This window comes from Pseudomonas sp. 21LCFQ02 (genome assembly GCF_024129895.2).
Classification (GTDB): domain Bacteria; phylum Pseudomonadota; class Gammaproteobacteria; order Pseudomonadales; family Pseudomonadaceae; genus Aquipseudomonas.
This window is the reverse complement of the sequence record NZ_CM178749.1, coordinates 5810828-5826697: the sequence shown is the minus strand read 5'-3', so window position 1 is coordinate 5826697 and position 15870 is coordinate 5810828. Positions and strand designations below refer to the sequence as shown.

The window sequence follows — 15870 nt, the reverse complement described above, 5'->3', positions numbered from 1 at the left end:
AAAATGGATGACTGAGGTTCGTTTTGATGGTTGAACCCGCAGTAGTTGGATCTTCAGATCAGGCCGTGACAGGCCTGATTCTTTCCGGTGGCGGTGCGCGTGCCGCCTATCAGGTCGGGGTTCTGGCCGGTATCGCCGACCTGCTGCCGTATGGCGCAATGAATCCGTTTCCGGTGATCGTCGGCACCTCGGCCGGCGCGATCAATGCGGTGAAACTGGCCAGCGACGCCATGCGCTTTCGCGTGGCGGTCCATCAACTGACCCTGTTCTGGCAAAACTTTCGCAGCCATCAAGTGCTACGCAGCGACTGGCCGGGGGTGATTCACCAGGCCAGCCGCTTCGTCGGCAAGAGCCTGCTGGGCCTTGGTTCCCAAGCCCCCGTGGCGCTGCTCAACAGCTCGCCACTACGTGATCTGCTCACCGAACGCATGGACCTGTCAGGCATCGAGCAGGCCATCGAGGCGCAACACTTGCGCGCGGTGGCGGTGACGGCGTTTGGTTATGAGTCTGGTCAGGCGGTGACCTTTTACCAGGGCAAAGGCAGTATCGAACCCTGGTTGCGTCATCGACGTGTGGGCCTGCCTTCGCGCTTGACCGTGGATCACCTGCTGGCCAGCTCGGCGATCCCGTTGTTGTTTGCGCCGGTCAAGGTCGAGCAGGAATATTTCGGTGACGGCGCGGTGCGTCAGTCGGCGCCGATCAGCCCGGCGCTGCATTTGGGGGCCAACCGGGTGTTGGTCATCGGGGTCAGCGGCAACCCGCGCGGGGTGCAAGCCCAGCCTCAGGTGCACCGGGTTACCACGGGTAATCAGCCGAGCATGGCGCAGATCAGCGGTCACCTGCTCAACAGTACGTTTATTGACAGTCTGGAAGGCGACATCGAGTTGCTGGAGCGGCTCAATACGCTCAGTGCACTGCTGCCCGACGAACAGGCGCGCCGCCAGCCGGGCATGGCGCCAGTCGAGGTGCTGGTGATCTCGCCGAGTCGCCCGCTGGACGAAATCGCCGCACGCCATCGCCACGAGCTGCCGCCAGCCTTGCGCACCTTCCTGCGCGGCCCGGGCGCGACCAAGACCAGCGGCGCCAGTGTTTTGAGCTACCTGTTGTTCGAAGCAGGCTATTGCAGCGAACTGATCGAACTGGGCCGGCACGACGCCAAGGTGCAGGGTGAAGAGCTAAAGCGGTTTCTGCGTATTGCCTGATTGAACCTGTGGGGCCTATCGCGCAGCAAACACATGACCCCGTAGGAGCCGCTTCAGCGGCGAAGGCTAGCGGCGGAGCCTTCGCGGCTGAAGCCGCTCCTACTCATAGCGCCGATATCAGAACCCGACAGTCGCCGACAGCAGGTAGGTACGCGGGGTCGACAGGGTCAGGCCTGGTTCGCTGTCGTCGGAGGCACCGGCCGAGGCCCAGTAGGCTTTGTCCAGAACGTTCTCGACATTGGCGCGCAGGGTGACGTCGGTGCTGTTGACCTTGAAGGCGTAGCGCGCGCCGAGGTCCACCCGTTGCCAGCTATCGATGGACTTGCTGTTGGCCTGGTCCAGATATTGCGAGCTGGAGTGGATGCCGCGGGCGGTCAGGGTCACGCCCTGTACGCCTGGCACATCCCATTCGGCGCCGAGATTGACGTTGTACTTGGGCGTGGCCGGTGCGCGGTTGCCGTCATAGACACCATTGACCGTGTCGGTCAGTTCGCTGTGGATGTACATCACCCCGCCCAGCAGGCGCACGCCTTGCAGCGGTTCACCGAACACGTTCAACTCCAGGCCGGTGTTTTCACGCTTGCCGCTGGGGCCGAATACCCGTGTGGTGGCGTTGGTCTCGTAGGCCGGCTGCTTGACCCGGAACACGCTGGCGGTGAAGGCCATCGACCCCAGGTCGTATTTGCTGCCGATCTCGACCTGACGGCTGATGAACGGCGCGAAGATCTGGTTTTCGTTGATCGAGGTCGACGGGGCGATTTTGCCCAGACTCAGGCCTTCCATGTAGTTGGCGTACAGCGACCACTGATCGGTGACCTTGTACACCACGCCGCCGGAGGGCGAGAACTTCTTCTCGTCGTAGGCCGTCTCGCCACGCACACCATCGCTCCAGTCTTCGACCTGCACCCGCTGGAAGCGTCCGCCCAGGGTGACCAGCAGACGGTCATCAAAGAACCCCAGGGTGTCGGCCAGGCCGATACTGTCGAAGCGGTTCTCGGTGTAGTCCTTTGAGTCCAGGCGGGTCGGGGTGTTCGGCAGAGCGCGTTGCACCGGGTTGTAGATATTGCCCGCTGCGGTGGCATAACGCGCGCCGCCGTTGGTGAAGTCCATGTAAAAGTGCGTGGCCGAGATGTTCAGCTCGTGGCTGACCGGGCCGGTCTGCAGCCATTTGCGCGCCCCCACGGTGGCGGTGCGTACGCTCTCGTCACGGGTGAAGAAGCGTGGCGAGACAGTGAAGTCGCCGGCGTTGTTGCTGACCGACACTGCATGACGCATGAACTCGTGGTTGCTCTCGCGGGCGCCGACCGCGCCGTAGACCATGAACGAGTCGCTGATGTCGTATTCGGCGTTCAGATCGCCGAAGGTGTCGTTGGTACTGGCCCAGCTCCAGGCCTGGGCGTAGTTCTTGTCGATGGCACCGGCACTGGGGACCCGGGCGTTGGCGCCGACCTGGATACGCTCCTGTGGCGCATCGGTATCGCGTTCGGTGCGGCCGATATCCGCCGAGACGCGCAGCCGCTCGCCACGGAAATCCAGGCCCAGCACCGACAGTTCGCGGTCAACGTGCTGGTGATCCCACTCAGTATCACCGGACTGCTTCACGCTGTTGAAGCGGATGCCGTATTCATTGTTGTCACCAAAACGCCGGCCCAGATCCACGGCACCGCCAACCTGGCTGTCGGAGGCGACGCTGCCGGTGAACTCGGTAATGGGTTTATCGGTGGCGCGCTTGGCGACCACGTTGACGCCGCCGCCGATGCTGCCGCGTGGCGAAATACCGTTGAGCAATTGGTTGGTGCCTTTGAACACGTCAACCCGGTCGGCCATTTCCATGTCGATAGAGTAGGTCGGCAACACGCCGTACAGGCCGTTGTACGACACATCGGTGTTGAACAGGCTGAAGCCACGAATGGTGAACTGCTCGAAGCGCCCGCCGGCCGGGTTGGTGGCGCGCACCGACGGGTCACTGGCCACCAGATCACTGAGGGTCCGGGCCTGCAGGTTCTTGGCGGTTTCGCTGGTATAGGTGGTACTGCTCAGCGGCGTGTCCATGAAGTCCCGCGAGCCGAGCAGGCCCAGCGAACCGCGCCGCGCCACCTGATTACCGGCGTAGCGCTCACCGTCACCGTTGAACGACAGAATACTGGTGCTGACGATCGCGGTGCTGCCCAGTTCCAGCGTGCCTGCGCCGGACGCCTGAGGGGCCGGAACCAGGGTGTAGCTGCTGTTGCCCACGCTTTGCAGTTGCAGGCCGCTGCCTTGCAGCAGCCGGGCAAAGCCGTCTTCGACACTGTAGCTGCCCGACAGGCCGGTGCTTTGCCGACCCTGGACCAGTCCTGGCTCTACCGAAAGGCTGACCCCGGCCAGCCCGGCGAAACGGGTCAGCGCCGAGCCGAGATCGCCGGCCGGGATGTCATAGCTTTGCTGCTGGGTCTGCGCAACGGCCATTTGCGGCAGCAGCGCGGGTACGCCCAAAGCCAGGCCCATGCCCAGGTTCAGGCACAACGTTGAGCGGGAAATCGAGGACGCCAGAAGCGAACGGCGGCGTGGCAGTGCGGGCATTGAGGTGCTCTCTTTTTGAGTACTGATAAGACTCATGACACGCGAGACAGGAAAAGGGGACAGGCCTGCCAAAAAAATCTGCCCGCAGAGCGATTTAATCCCGATGTCATCGAACCGACGGGGCTCTGCGGGGTTCCGATACTCAGCTATTTAATGCAATCGAGGGGGGAGACCATCATGCAACGACGCACTCTGGGCGCGACCGGTTTCGACATTTCGCCGCTGGTATTCGGCGGCAATGTATTGGGCTGGACCATCGATGAGAAAACCAGCTTTGCGGTGCTGGACGCCTTTATCGACCACGGTTTCGATGCCATCGACACCGCTGACGTCTACTCGGCCTGGGCTGAAGGCAATCAGGGCGGAGAGTCGGAAACCATCATCGGCAACTGGCTGCAGGCCCGGCCGGGGCTGCGCGACAAGATCCGGTTGTTTACCAAGGTCGGTTCGCAGATGGGCAGCGAAGAGTGCAAAGGCTTGTCGCAGCGCTGGATCGATCAGGCCGTGGAAGCGTCGCTGGCGCGGCTGCAGACCGATTACATCGACCTGTACTTCTCTCACTGGCCCGATCCTGAGGTCGCTTATCAGGAAACCCTGGCGGCTTACGGCAAGCTGCTCGGAGAAGGCAAAATCCGCAGCATCGGCGCGTCCAATCTCAATTATGAGCAACTGGTCGAGGCCCTGACTGTCGCCCAGCAACCGGGCCTGCCGTCCTATCAGGTGCTGCAACCGGAGTTCAACCTGTACGACCGTGAAGGCTTTGCCGGCGACCTGCAGCAACTGTGCATCCATGCCGATATCGGTGTGGTGACCTACTACAGCCTGGCGTCGGGCTTTCTGTCCGGCAAATACCGCTCCGAGGCTGACCTGCACAAGAGCCAGCGCGGCGGCGGCATCGGCAAATACCTCAATCGCCGTGGCCTGGCGATTCTCGATGCGCTGGACGACGTGGCGATGACCCACAGTGCCAGCCCCTCGGAGGTGGCACTGGCCTGGCTGCTACGCCAGCCCGGCGTCACGGCGCCGATTGTCAGCGCAACCAGCGTGGCCCAGGTCGAAAGCCTGGCCCGTGCGGCGACCTTGCAATTGAGTGATGAAGAGGTGCTGCGCTTGAGCAGGCTTTGATTGATCGCTACTGAATAGGTCGACCCGAGCGTCAAGTCAAAGGGTATAGCGGGATGCTTACCCGCTTGTGCACAACTCGCTACACTCGCCAGCTTTCAAGGATTTTCCCGGGACCTGGAATGCCGCCTTCATCCTCGCTGCAGCGCAAACACCTGATCCGCTGGCTTTATCTGGTTGCCGGTGGGCACCTGCTGGGCGGGTTGCTGCTCAGTTGGGCGGCGCCCAGCGGGCTGTTCGATCAGTATCTGGCGTCGCTGGAACAGGCGTTCTGGGGAGCCGTTGCACCGCTCGCGGCGCGTGAGCAGCAGACCTGGTGGCTGGCGCTGTTTGGTGCGACCTTGCAGAGTTATTCGCTTTACATGCTGGCGTTGATTCATATCGGCAGCCGCGTGCGCCAGCCGATGGTCTGGGGCTGGCTGATGGCCGGGCTGCTGCTGTGGGCGCCGCAGGATATTGTGATTTCCTTGCAGGCCGGCGTCTGGTCGCATCTGCTGATCGACAGCCTGGCGCTGCTCGCGCTGGTGCCGCCGTTGCTGTGGCTGTACCGTCATGACCGGAGTGCAGCGTGAGCAAGCCCTTGATGTACCTGTTGGCCGGCAACGGCAGCACCGCCCGCTGGTGGGATGATGCGCTGCCACACTTTCACCACTACCGGGTTCAGGCGCTGGAGTTGCCGGGCTTTGGGGACAACCCCGAGCCACCCTGCAGTGACCTTGATGGTTATGTCAGTGCGCTGATCGCTGCCACCCGGCCCGGCAATGCGATCATGGCCCTGGGTGTCAATGCCTTGCTGGTGTTGCATGCCTTGCAGCGTCAGCCGGGGCACTTTTCTCGCAGTGTATTGCTGGCGCCGGTGGGCGCCTTTCTTTGGCAGCGGCGGCTTCCGGCGCTGATGTCGCCGCTGCCGATTCGCAAGACCATCCATTGGCTGCTGGCCAATCGACCGACTTTGTTCGCCAGCAAGTTTTCCCGTCGCAGCTGGACCCCGGCGCAGTACCAGCGCATGGGCGAGGGGTATGCGCGTTGCCGGGCGTTTGTGCCGTATTGGGATCTGCTGCGCGCCAGCACCGCGCTGCCATTGCTGGAATGGGTCCAGGACCCGGTCGAGCTGGTATGGGGCGATCAGGATGGCGTGCTCGGCATCGAACAGGCGGCGGCCTGGTCGGCGATTCTGGCGCGGGCCGATTTGCGCATCAGCCTCAAAGCGGGCTGGGGGCATTACCCATGGATCGATGATCCGGCCGGTTTCGTTGGCTGGCTGGAGTCGGGCGAGCAGGGCTTTGTCGCCCACACCAAGGGCGGCCGCCTGCAGTTGGCGCAAATGGCCGGGCAACCGGTGCCGGCGGCGCTGGTAGTGCAGAGCAGCAGCGACTCGCGCCTGCCAGAGTTACTGGGCGCGGCAGCCGATACCCTTTGGGCGGTGCGTTCATCCAGTTTTAGCGAGGATCAGGCCGATGCTGCCAATGCCGGGTTGAGCACCACCTTCCTTCGTGTTACGCCCCAAGAGGTGAGCGCACGGGTTGATGAGCTGCTTGGCGCGGGAGTCGAGCAAGTGGTGGTGCAGCGCTTCATCAAACCAGTGATTTCCGGTATTGGTTTCGTGCGCCATCTGGCGGTCGAGCTGGAGTGGGTCGAGGGGCACCTGGAGTCGCTGGCCGACGGCCAGGTCAGCCCACAGCGGGCGACGATTTCCCGGTTGGGCCAGGCGTGGAGCAGCGGATCATTCAAGCCTTGTCGCGGGCTGACGCAAACGATGCTCTGGGACTTTTTACAGGGTGTACTGCGGGTTTTTCACTATGTGCCCGGCGATGTGGAATGGGCCTGGGACGGCCAGCAGTTATGGCTGTTGCAGTACCGGCCGATCAGCGATTACGGCTGGCGTCGGCATTTGACGGCGGCGAACATCGCCGAGATCCTGCCGCCGCAGCCGAGCCGGTTTGTCGAGTATGGCCAGCGCCGTGCTGCCGCGAGTATTCCGGCGATCATGGCGGGTTGGGATGCGCGGGTGTTGCAGGATAACGAACCCTTCACCGCCGTGTTTGGCGGCGCGTCGTATATCAACAATGACCTGTTCCTGGCGCGTCTGGCCGATTGGGGCATTCCCTCCAGCCACTATGCCGGTGAAGTCGGCGGCGCCACGCCGCACCTGCCGATGCGACCCTGGCGGCTGTTGCGCTCATTGCCGGTGTTGCTGCGCATGCAGCGTATTGCGCGTAGGCACCTGTTGACCCTTGAGCAACAGTTTCAGCGCTTCGACGCCGAACTTGCGCAACAGGTCGAGCAGGGCGCCAACGGCCAGCAACTGGCCGACTGGTTCAGCCGCTTCTACGTGTTCGTGGTGCAGGGCAACCTGTGCATTGCCACTGCGTTGGCCAGCAGTGGTGGGGCGGCGCTGGGCCGGCCACCGACGGCATACGACAACCTGCAAAACTGCCCGCACCGGCTGCCCTGGGAAACTGACCCTGGCACGCCACGACCGGCACTGACCGCCTTGCCGCTACAGGCTTTCCCGCAATGGCCGCTGGCAATCGGCCTGGCGCACAAAGCCGGCTTGCCAGGACTGCGTGGCTACTACCTGCAAGTGCGCGAGTGGTATCGCGACAACCTGATGCGCATTTTCTTTCGTCTGCATCACGCCATGCCCGAGGCCGAGCGCGGGCATTGGTTCGCGCCGCATCCTGACGTGCGCAACCGCGATGGCAGCTTCTGGCAGGACGGCCGTGAAGGTCGCGAGCAGGCGGCCGGGTTCATGATTTATCCGGGGCAGGTGCGCGGCATTCTGGGCCAGGACATTTTGCTGGAAGACACCCTCGATCCTGGCCGTCATGCGCATTACCAGGCCGCCAAAGCGGTGATTGCGCGAATGGGCGGACGGTTGTCGCACGGCTCGACGCTGTTGCGTGAACTGCGCAAGCCATCGGCCGTGCTGCCGCAGGTTGACCCGGCCTGGCTGGGTCAGGAAGTGATTTACTGCGATGGGGTCTTGCGGCGGGCGGAGCAAAATCCGCCGGGTCCAGAACAGCCGCTGTCTTGAAAGATTGTCGCCAGCAGAACTGCCTTCACGTTTACCGAGGCAGTTCTGCCGACAACCCTGTCTTAGCGTGCGTTCAGATCTTCTGCTTGCTGTAGTTGTACACCATCGCGCTGTTCCCATCGTGCTATCACCAGCGGCGCAAGAGCATTGCCCAGCACATTGAGGGCGGTGGTGGGCATCTCCATCAGGCGGTAGACGCCGGCGATGAAAGCCACGCCTTCGAGCGGCAGACCGGCACTGGCCAGGGTGGCGGACAGGATCACAAACATGAACCCCGGCACGCCTGCTGCGCCCTTGGAGGTCAGCACCATGGTCACCACCAGCAGTGCCTGCTGGGTGAGCGACAGCTCGATACCGTATAGCTGCGCGACAAACAGGGTGCCGATACCGAGAAACAGCGAAGCACCGTCCAGGTTGAACGAATAGCCCACCGGCACCACGAAGCTCACCAGCGAACGTGGCGCGCCGTAGCTCTCCAGCTTCTTCATCAGTTGTGGCATCACCGCGGCGGAGCTGGCGCTGGAGAAGGCCAGCAACAGTTCATCCTTGATGTGGCGCATCAGTCCGAACAGGCTGATGCCGTTGTAACGCGCAATACTGCCCAGCACTACCAGTGTAAAGAACAGGATCGCCACGTAACTGACCAGAATCAGCTTGCCCAGCGGCAGCAAGGAGCTGAAGCCGAAGTTCGATACCGTGACGGCGATCATGCCAAACACCCCGATTGGTGAGTAGGCCATGATCATTGAGGTCACCCGAAACATCGCATCCGAGACTGCGCGCAGGGTGTCGATCAGCGGTGCCTTGCGGGCTTCATCGAGTTGCCCGACTGCCAGACCGAACATCACCGCGAAAAACAGCACCGACAGCAGGCTGCCCTGGGCCATGGCGTTGATGATGTTGTCCGGGATGATGCCGACGATGATCTGGCCCAGGCCGCGATGGGTATCGGCGCCCGGTACTGTGATGGCAGCGGCTTTGAGACTGCCCAGTTCAGTGCCCGCACCAGGTTGCAGCAGGTTGCCGATCAGCAGGCCGATGATGATCGCCGTAGTGGTCACTGCGAAGAAATACAGCAGCGCCCGCACGCCGATGCGCCCCAGTGCCTTGCCGTCACCATGACCGGCGATGCCGACCACCATGCACGAGAAGACGATGGGCACCACGATCATTTTCATCAGCTTGATGAAGATGTCGCCGGCCGGTTGCAGGACGTTGGCCACCAGCCATTGTTTCGAGTCCGGGAATTCATGCAGCAGCGCGCCAAGGGCGATGCCGGCCACCAGACCGATGAGGATTTGCCAGACCAGGGGGATACGAGGTTGCATAGAGACACCCTAAATGCGTTGTTGTTATAGGCAGCGTCTGGCCATCCCTGGCCGCAGTATCCATTAATCAGCTCAGGCGCTCTGCGGCGTCCTTGAAGCGGCGGCATCCTTGTTCGATGACCTCAATGGCACTGGCAAACGACAGGCGAATATACGGCGACATGCCGTAAGCCGCGCCGCCTACCGTGGCCACACCGGCCTCGTTGAGCAACCAGGTCACCACGTCGGTGTCGCTGTGCAGCACGGCACCTTCCGGCGTACGTTTGCCGAGCAGGCCCGAGACATTGACGAAGGCATAGAACGCACCCGCCGGCGGCGTGCAGCTCAGGCCGGGAATCTCTGCCAGCAGATCCAGCATCCGTGCCCGACGCTGCTGGTAGACCTCGCGCATCGCCGCGATGGGCTGCTGGTCACCGGCAAATGCTGCGACGGCTGCGGCCTGGCTGATCGAGCTGGGGCAGGTGGTGGTCTGCGACAGCAGCTTGGCAACCGCCGCGATCAGAAACGCGGGGCCGGCACCGAACCCCAGGCGCCAGCCAGTCATGGCGTAGCCCTTGGACGCACCGTTGATGATCAGGGTGCGCTGCTTCAGGTCTGGGGCGACATTGAGCAGTGATACATGCCGCGCCTCGCCGAACACGAAGTGCTCGTAGATTTCGTCGGACATCACCAGCACCTGTGGGTGGCGACGCAAGACGTTGGCCAGCCCCGACAGCTCGGCCTCGCTGTACACCGCACCGCTGGGGTTGTTGGGGCTGTTGAGGATCACCCACTTGGTGCGTGGAGTGATGGCTTGTGCCAGCTCCTGCGGGCTGAGCTTGAAGCCCTGGGCCTCGCTGCCGGGGATGATCACCGGGTTGGCGCCGTTAAGGCGGGCAATGTCCGGGTATGAGACCCAATACGGCGTGTGCACGATCACTTCATCGCCGGGGTTCAGGGTCGCGGCCAGGGCGTGGTAGATGATGTGCTTGCCGCCGCAGCCGGCGACCACTTCATCAACCGTATAAGGCAGGTCGTTGTCGCGTGCCAGTTTGGTGACGATGGCCTGGCGCAGCGCCAGGGTGCCGGTGGTGGCGGTGTAGTGAGTGTCTCCGCCGCGCAGGGCCGCTTCGGCCGCTATGAGGATGTGCTCCGGGGTGTCGAGGTCTGGTTCGCCTACGGTTAAATTGACGATATCGCGACCTTCGGCGCGCAACTGGCTGACCAGCGCGTTGGCGGCGATGCTCGGCGAGGGCTGGATGTCCAGCAGGCGCTGGGAGAGAAAAGCGTGGCTCACAGGTCGTTCTCCAGCAGGCCGAATTTCTTCAGTGGGGCTTCGATCCACGATTGACTGGGGTTGCCGGTGGCGATCTCGGCTTTAACTGCTTCTTCGAACTCGGCATGCCGGGCCGCTGCGCGCAGGACGTCGTCGGCCAGTGCCTGCGGGAAGGCCACCAGGCCGTCTTCGTCGCCGACGATCAGGTCGCCCGGTTCGATGATCATGCCGCCAATCGACACCGGTACGTTGATTTCGCCAGGGCCGGTCTTGTACGGGCCGCAGTGCACCACGTCACGGGCATAGCAGGGCACGTCTTCGAAGCTGGCGACATCGCGGATCGCACCGTCGATCACGAAGCCCACGCAGCCGCGCTGCAGCGCATACAGCTTGATCAGCTCGCCGATCATGGCGTTGGTGGTATCGGCCTGGCCGTCCACCACCAGCACATGGCCGGGCTGCAGCAGGGTCAGCGCCTTGTAGATGTACAGGTTGTCGCCGGGGCGGGTCTTGACCGTCAGTGCGGTACCCACCAGCTTGCCGGAGCGGTTGTAGCGGGTCAGGCCACGGGCACCAATGTGCCGGCCCAGATTGTCGCTGATGTGCGGGGTGACCACATTGTGCAGGGCTTGAACCACCGCGCTGGAGGCCAGCGGTGGCGAAGGCAGGATGCGGGTGCCGGGTAATGACATGAGAACCTCCGGTTGGGTGAGCGCCGATCAAGGCTGTGGTCCGGATGGTAGGGCTGGCGTATAAATACTTTTAGCGATATTTTTCGCTGATTAACCATCACTAAAATGAATGTAAACACGTCCAGGAGCGCACCGGGTGGTCACTTTCAAGCAGATGGAAGCGCTGTTCTGGATTGCCGAAACCGGCAGTTTCGAAGCTGCCGCCAATCATCTGAACATGTCGCAGTCAGCCATTTCCAAACGCATTCAGGAGCTGGAAGACACCTTTGAGGTTCAACTGTTCGACCGTAGCAAACGCAACGCCCGGCTGACAGAAAAGGGTGCCGAACTGCTCGACTGTACCCGCGAGTTGCTGGAGCGCCGCGACGTGCTGCTTGAGCGCATCAGCTCGCAGAACGTGCTGGTGCGCCGCCTGCGCCTGGGGGTGACTGAGCTGACTGCATTGACCTGGCTGCCGGCGTTCATCGACGCGATTCGCCAGGCTTATCCCAAGGTGCAGATCGAGCCTACTGTCGAACTGAGCAGCGAGCTGTTGCGCAAGCTGGAGGGCGATCAACTGGACGTGATCGTGATGCCAGATGTGCTCGACGATGTACGCTTTGTCTCGGTCCCGCTGCAGAGCGTCGACAACACCTGGATGTGCGCACCGGGCATGCTGCCGGCTGACCGCACGGTGGACCTGACCGAGCTGGCACAGGTGACCGTGCTGACCCAGGGGGCGAGTTCCGGCACCGGGCTGATCTATGAGCGCTGGCTGGCCCTGCACGACATTCAGTTGCCACGTACGCTGACCAGCCACAATCTGCTGGTGCAGGTCGGCCTGACCATCTCTGGTATCGGTGTGAGTTATCTGCCGCAGAACTGCTTGTCACACCTGACCGGGCGCGGGGTGCTGCAAGTGGTGCGCACCCTGCCTGAACTGCCTCCCATTCAATACGCCGCGATCTACCGTGCAGATCGCCGCCATGGCATCAACCCGCACATCGTCGAACTGGCCAGCCAGCATTGTGATTTTGCGCGGTTGTTGATGGCGATGGGCTGAGCGAGGTTATTTACCAGGCCCAGGCCGCGCCCTGATTCGGTTCAGTCACCGACCAGATGCAAGAAGTGCATGTGCCGCTCGTACTGGTCGAGGATGTCGCCGATCACGTCTTCGCGTGACCAGCCCATCACATCATGGTCCTGGCCGCCTTCGCGCAGGTGCACTTCGGCGCGGAAGTACTTGCGCTCTTCGTTCTGGGTATCACCCATCACGAAACTGGGCATCGCATAGGCCTTGGGGATCACCGCATACAGGTATTCAGGGTTGTCCAGCGGGCCGACGGTCAGCCTTACACTGCCATCCTCACCGTCGTCCACCTGGCAGGCATAGCCCTGGCGACGCCACTCTTCGGCCACCGATACACAGGCCGGTTTGGCCACTTCGCTGATAAAGCGCACCACGTGGGCGCGACGCGGGAACATCGCCATGTTGCGCAAGCGCCGCTGCCAACTGCCGGGGGTACGGGCGGTGGACGCCGAGATACTGTAGTGGCGCAGGCCGCGTTTGGTCGCGTCGAGCTTCAGCGCTTTGAGCAGGCCGCGCATGCTGAACAGCAGGGCAATGGTGAAAGGCAAGGCACTGGCGATAGTCGCTGTCTGCAACGCCTTCAAGCCATCGGCCAGCAACAGGGCGATGGCCACCAGGCCCATGCTCGCCGCCCAGAAGATCCGTTGCCACACCGGGGTGTGGTCATTGCCGCCCGAGGCCAGCATATCGACCACCATGGCCCCGGAGTCAGCCGAGGTGACGAAGAACACCACCACCATGATGATCGCCAATACCGAAATGAAGCTGGCGAACGGGAAGTGCTGCAAGAAGGCAAACAACGCCAGCGCGGTGTCTTTGTCGATGGCAGCGGCCAGGTCGGCCATGCCCTCATCGAGGATCAGGTGAATCGCGGTGTTGCCAAACACGGTCATCCACAACAGGGTGAAGGCGGTCGGCACCAGCAGCACGCCGGTGACGAACTCGCGGATCGTCCGGCCGCGGGAAATGCGCGCGATGAACAGGCCCACAAACGGCGACCAGGCCAGCCACCAGCCCCAGTAGAACAGGGTCCAGCCGCCGATCCAGTCGGACGGCTCATAGGCATACAGGTTCAGGGTGCGGCTGACGATGTCGCTGAGGTAACCGCCGGTGTTCTGTACGAAGGTTTGCAGGATCAACACCGTGGGGCCTAGCAGCACCACCATCAGCAACAGCAACACGGCCAGCCCCAGATTCAGTTCCGAGAGGCGGCGGATGCCCTTGTCCAGGCCTGAAACCACCGACAGGGTGGCCAGTGCCGTCGTACCGATGATCAGCACAATCTGCACACCGGTACTCACCGGTAAGCCGAACATGGCGTTCAGACCGGTATTGATCTGCGCGACGCCGAAGCCCAGCGAAGTGGCCACCCCCAGCACCGTACCGATGATCGCGAAGATATCCACGGCATGGCCGATCGGGCCGTTGATGCGTTCGCCGATCAGCGGGTAAAGCGCTGAGCGCAGGGTCAACGGCAGGCCATGACGGTAACTGAAGTAGGCCAGAATCAGCGCCACGATGGCGTAGATCGCCCAGGCGTGCAGACCCCAGTGGAAGAACGTGATCTCCATCGACTCGCGCGCCGCCGCCACGCTGTAGCCGTCACCGTAGGGAGGGTTGATGAAGTGCATCACCGGCTCGGCCACGCCGAAAAACATCAGACCGATGCCCATGCCGGCCGAGAACAGCATGGCAAACCAGGTGGTGCTGCTGTAGTCGGGGGTGCTGTGGTCCGGACCGAGCTTGATGTCGCCATAGCGGCTGATGCCGAGAAACACCACGGTACAGAGGATGATTGCGACCGCGAGGATGTAGAACCAGCTGACATTGGTGATGATCCAGTTCTGGATCAGGCTGAACATGGTCTGCGCGGTGCTCTGAAAGGCGCTGGTGAACAGCACCAGCAGCAGAAGCAGGACTGCCGAAATCCAGAACACCGGTGGGTTGAGGGCGGATTTGGGGGTTGGCTCGTTCTTCTGGGCCATAGCTGATTGCGATCTCCGATCAAGCGAATTGCACACGCCGTGGCGCGGGTTGAAACACGGTGCTTAAGCAGGGGCCATGAAGTCCAGCGCGATTGCGACCGTCGCGTACCTGTGCTCGACATGACATCCACAAAAAAGCCCCGCAAGCCAGGGCTGGCGGGGCTTTGGTTAACTCACCTCAAACGATCAGCGCAGGGTCGAACGTGGCGCGACTGGCTGGTTGTCGTTGGAGATGGTGACTTCCACACGACGGTTCATGGCGCGGCCGGAATTGCTGGTGTTGTCGGCCACCGGATATTCCTTGCCATAGCCCTGAGCGACGATGCGCAGCGGGTCTACACCGGCACGCACCAGTGCTGCGCGCACCGAATTGGCACGGCGCTCGGACAGTTCCTGGTTGTAGCCAGCGGAGCCGGTGCTGTCGGTGTAGCCTTCGACGATCACTTTGCGGTCAGGGTTTTCCTGCAGGAAGCCGGCCAGCTTGGCAATGTTACCCTGTGCGCCCGGCTTGAGTTCGGCCTTGTTGTAGTCGAACAACACGTCACCGAAGGTCACCAGCGTACCGCGCTCGGTCTGCTTGGCGTTGAGGCTTTCCTTGAGTTTGGCGATCTGCGCGTCGCGCGCATCCAGACGAGCCTTGGCGCGTTCGGCGCCGGCTTTCTGCAGGTCGGCTTCAGCGGTACGCAAGGCGATGGTCTGCTTGGCCACTTCGATACGCTGAATGGTCAGGTACGAGAGCTGATCGACCTTCTTGGCGTCTTCGCCGTCACGGAAGGCTTTGTCGGCCTTGGTCAGCCAGTCGTTGGCGTCCTTGGTTTCCAGGGCCGCAACCTTGGTCGCTTCAGGGTTGCTTTGCAGCGCAGAGAAGTTGGTACGCGCTTGCTCCAGGCTTGGGTTCGGCTTGGTAGCGCAGGCCCCCAGGGCAACGCTCACGGCCAGCAGGGCAGGGATCATCAGTTGTTTGCGCATGGTTTGGTCGTCCTTAAATCAATGGCGAATACGTGAAAATGCGAAAGGGAGCGGCTTACTGGATCTGACGCTGGCTTTCTTCACGCAGTTCGTTCACACCTTGGCGAGCGTCCTGCACGGCTTTCTGGGCCTTGGCGGCCTGGGCTTTGCGTTCGGCAACGCGCGCGTCCCACTCGGCCTGCTCGGCCAGACGGCGTGCTTCGTCATACTTGTGATCCTGCATGGCCACATCGGCCTGGCGCAGCTTGTCTTGCGCGGATTTCATTTCCACTGCAGCGAACTCGGTGCCACCGGCGCTGACTGCGCTGTTCACCGCAGACTGGGTGACTGCGTACTGTTCCGACGGCGGGTTGCCGGCACAGCCGGCCAGTACCAGAGAGCTACCCAGGGCCAACGCAGCCAGTTTCAGCCCACGCAGACGTGCGAACGGGGTTTTGGCAGTGAGGTTGTTCATGGTCATCAACTCCATTGTTTAACTCCAAGTGCTTGGTTATCCATGACAGTGGCGGCCGGGAAGTGAGGCAAGCGACGCTTGGGCGCCTGTTACCTGCGGTCTGTTCCTGTAATGGCTAATGGGTCGGACCTGTGGCTTTTTTAAATAGTTCAGAGATTTTTCCAGGCTGCCCGGTCAGCTTTTTCGGGGCAGGAA

12 protein-coding genes are annotated in these 15870 nt (G+C 62.3%); 5 read left to right on the top strand and 7 right to left on the bottom strand.

Annotated features, from left to right (window positions below):
- The first annotated feature begins 26 nt into the window (after positions 1-26).
- A complete protein-coding gene (locus tag NJC40_RS26260; RefSeq protein WP_253142757.1) occupies positions 27-1202 on the top strand; it encodes a patatin-like phospholipase family protein in 1176 nt (391 codons plus the stop codon).
- Between the two features lie 117 nt (positions 1203-1319).
- Here the strand turns inward: NJC40_RS26260 and NJC40_RS26255 are convergent, their stop codons facing one another.
- The gene (locus NJC40_RS26255) at positions 1320-3764 is read right to left on the bottom strand and encodes a TonB-dependent siderophore receptor (protein WP_492180426.1); all 2445 of its coding nucleotides are present in this window, start codon (positions 3762-3764) and stop codon (positions 1320-1322) included.
- 177 nt (positions 3765-3941) lie between these two features.
- On the opposite strand from NJC40_RS26255, the gene NJC40_RS26250 reads away from it, so the two are divergent.
- The 3 genes from NJC40_RS26250 to NJC40_RS26240 all read left to right on the top strand — a co-directional run bounded on the left by NJC40_RS26250 (position 3942) and on the right by NJC40_RS26240 (position 7923).
- Positions 3942-4889, top strand: a complete 948-nt coding sequence (locus NJC40_RS26250) for an aldo/keto reductase (protein WP_253142756.1) — start codon at positions 3942-3944, stop codon at positions 4887-4889.
- A gap of 119 nt (positions 4890-5008) precedes the next feature.
- Entirely contained in the window at positions 5009-5458 is a 450-nt protein-coding gene (locus tag NJC40_RS26245) for a cell division protein (RefSeq protein ID WP_253142755.1), read from the top strand.
- Positions 5459-5469: 11 nt separating this feature from the next.
- Entirely contained in the window at positions 5470-7923 is a 2454-nt protein-coding gene (locus NJC40_RS26240) for a PEP-utilizing enzyme (RefSeq protein WP_253142766.1), read from the top strand.
- Between the two features lie 62 nt (positions 7924-7985).
- On the opposite strand, the gene NJC40_RS26235 is transcribed toward NJC40_RS26240, so the two are convergent.
- The 3 genes from NJC40_RS26235 to NJC40_RS26225 form a co-directional block, all read right to left on the bottom strand.
- The gene (locus NJC40_RS26235; protein WP_253142754.1) at positions 7986-9251 is read right to left on the bottom strand and encodes a cation:dicarboxylate symporter family transporter; all 1266 of its coding nucleotides are present in this window, start codon (positions 9249-9251) and stop codon (positions 7986-7988) included.
- Positions 9252-9318: 67 nt separating this feature from the next.
- Positions 9319-10527: an aminotransferase class I/II-fold pyridoxal phosphate-dependent enzyme gene (locus tag NJC40_RS26230; RefSeq protein ID WP_253142753.1), complete on the bottom strand. Its 1209-nt coding sequence runs from the start codon at positions 10525-10527 to the stop codon at positions 9319-9321.
- A complete protein-coding gene (locus NJC40_RS26225; RefSeq protein ID WP_045481417.1) occupies positions 10524-11198 on the bottom strand; it encodes an RraA family protein in 675 nt (224 codons plus the stop codon). Before NJC40_RS26225 ends, NJC40_RS26230 begins: the two co-directional genes overlap by 4 nt.
- A 136-nt stretch (positions 11199-11334) precedes the next feature.
- Between NJC40_RS26225 and NJC40_RS26220 the strand changes: the two genes are divergently transcribed.
- Positions 11335-12240, top strand: a complete 906-nt coding sequence (locus NJC40_RS26220; RefSeq protein WP_045481413.1) for a LysR family transcriptional regulator — start codon at positions 11335-11337, stop codon at positions 12238-12240.
- Positions 12241-12281: 41 nt separating this feature from the next.
- Here the strand turns inward: NJC40_RS26220 and NJC40_RS26215 are convergent, their stop codons facing one another.
- The 3 genes from NJC40_RS26215 to NJC40_RS26205 form a co-directional block, all read right to left on the bottom strand.
- A complete protein-coding gene (locus NJC40_RS26215) occupies positions 12282-14252 on the bottom strand; it encodes a BCCT family transporter (RefSeq protein ID WP_253142752.1) in 1971 nt (656 codons plus the stop codon).
- A 186-nt stretch (positions 14253-14438) separates the two neighbouring features.
- Entirely contained in the window at positions 14439-15221 is a 783-nt protein-coding gene (gene lptF / locus NJC40_RS26210) for a lipotoxin F family OmpA-related lipoprotein LptF (protein ID WP_045481406.1), read from the bottom strand.
- Positions 15222-15276: 55 nt separating this feature from the next.
- On the bottom strand, positions 15277-15690 hold the full coding sequence (locus NJC40_RS26205; RefSeq protein ID WP_045481402.1) for a DUF4398 domain-containing protein: 414 nt from the start codon (positions 15688-15690) through the stop codon (positions 15277-15279).
- Positions 15691-15870: the final 180 nt, after the last annotated feature.

Coding starts and splice junctions, on each gene's coding strand:
- NJC40_RS26255 (WP_492180426.1), bottom strand. CDS start 3,764: ATGCCCGCACTGCCACGCCGCCGTTCGCTTCTGGCGTCCTCGATTTCC.
- NJC40_RS26215 (WP_253142752.1), bottom strand. CDS start 14,252: ATGGCCCAGAAGAACGAGCCAACCCCCAAATCCGCCCTCAACCCACCG.
- NJC40_RS26225 (WP_045481417.1), bottom strand. CDS start 11,198: ATGTCATTACCCGGCACCCGCATCCTGCCTTCGCCACCGCTGGCCTCC.
- NJC40_RS26245 (WP_253142755.1), top strand. CDS start 5,009: ATGCCGCCTTCATCCTCGCTGCAGCGCAAACACCTGATCCGCTGGCTT.
- NJC40_RS26235 (WP_253142754.1), bottom strand. CDS start 9,251: ATGCAACCTCGTATCCCCCTGGTCTGGCAAATCCTCATCGGTCTGGTG.
- NJC40_RS26205 (WP_045481402.1), bottom strand. CDS start 15,690: ATGGAGTTGATGACCATGAACAACCTCACTGCCAAAACCCCGTTCGCA.
- NJC40_RS26250 (WP_253142756.1), top strand. CDS start 3,942: ATGCAACGACGCACTCTGGGCGCGACCGGTTTCGACATTTCGCCGCTG.
- NJC40_RS26260 (WP_253142757.1), top strand. CDS start 27: ATGGTTGAACCCGCAGTAGTTGGATCTTCAGATCAGGCCGTGACAGGC.
- lptF (WP_045481406.1), bottom strand. CDS start 15,221: ATGCGCAAACAACTGATGATCCCTGCCCTGCTGGCCGTGAGCGTTGCC.
- NJC40_RS26240 (WP_253142766.1), top strand. CDS start 5,470: ATGTACCTGTTGGCCGGCAACGGCAGCACCGCCCGCTGGTGGGATGAT.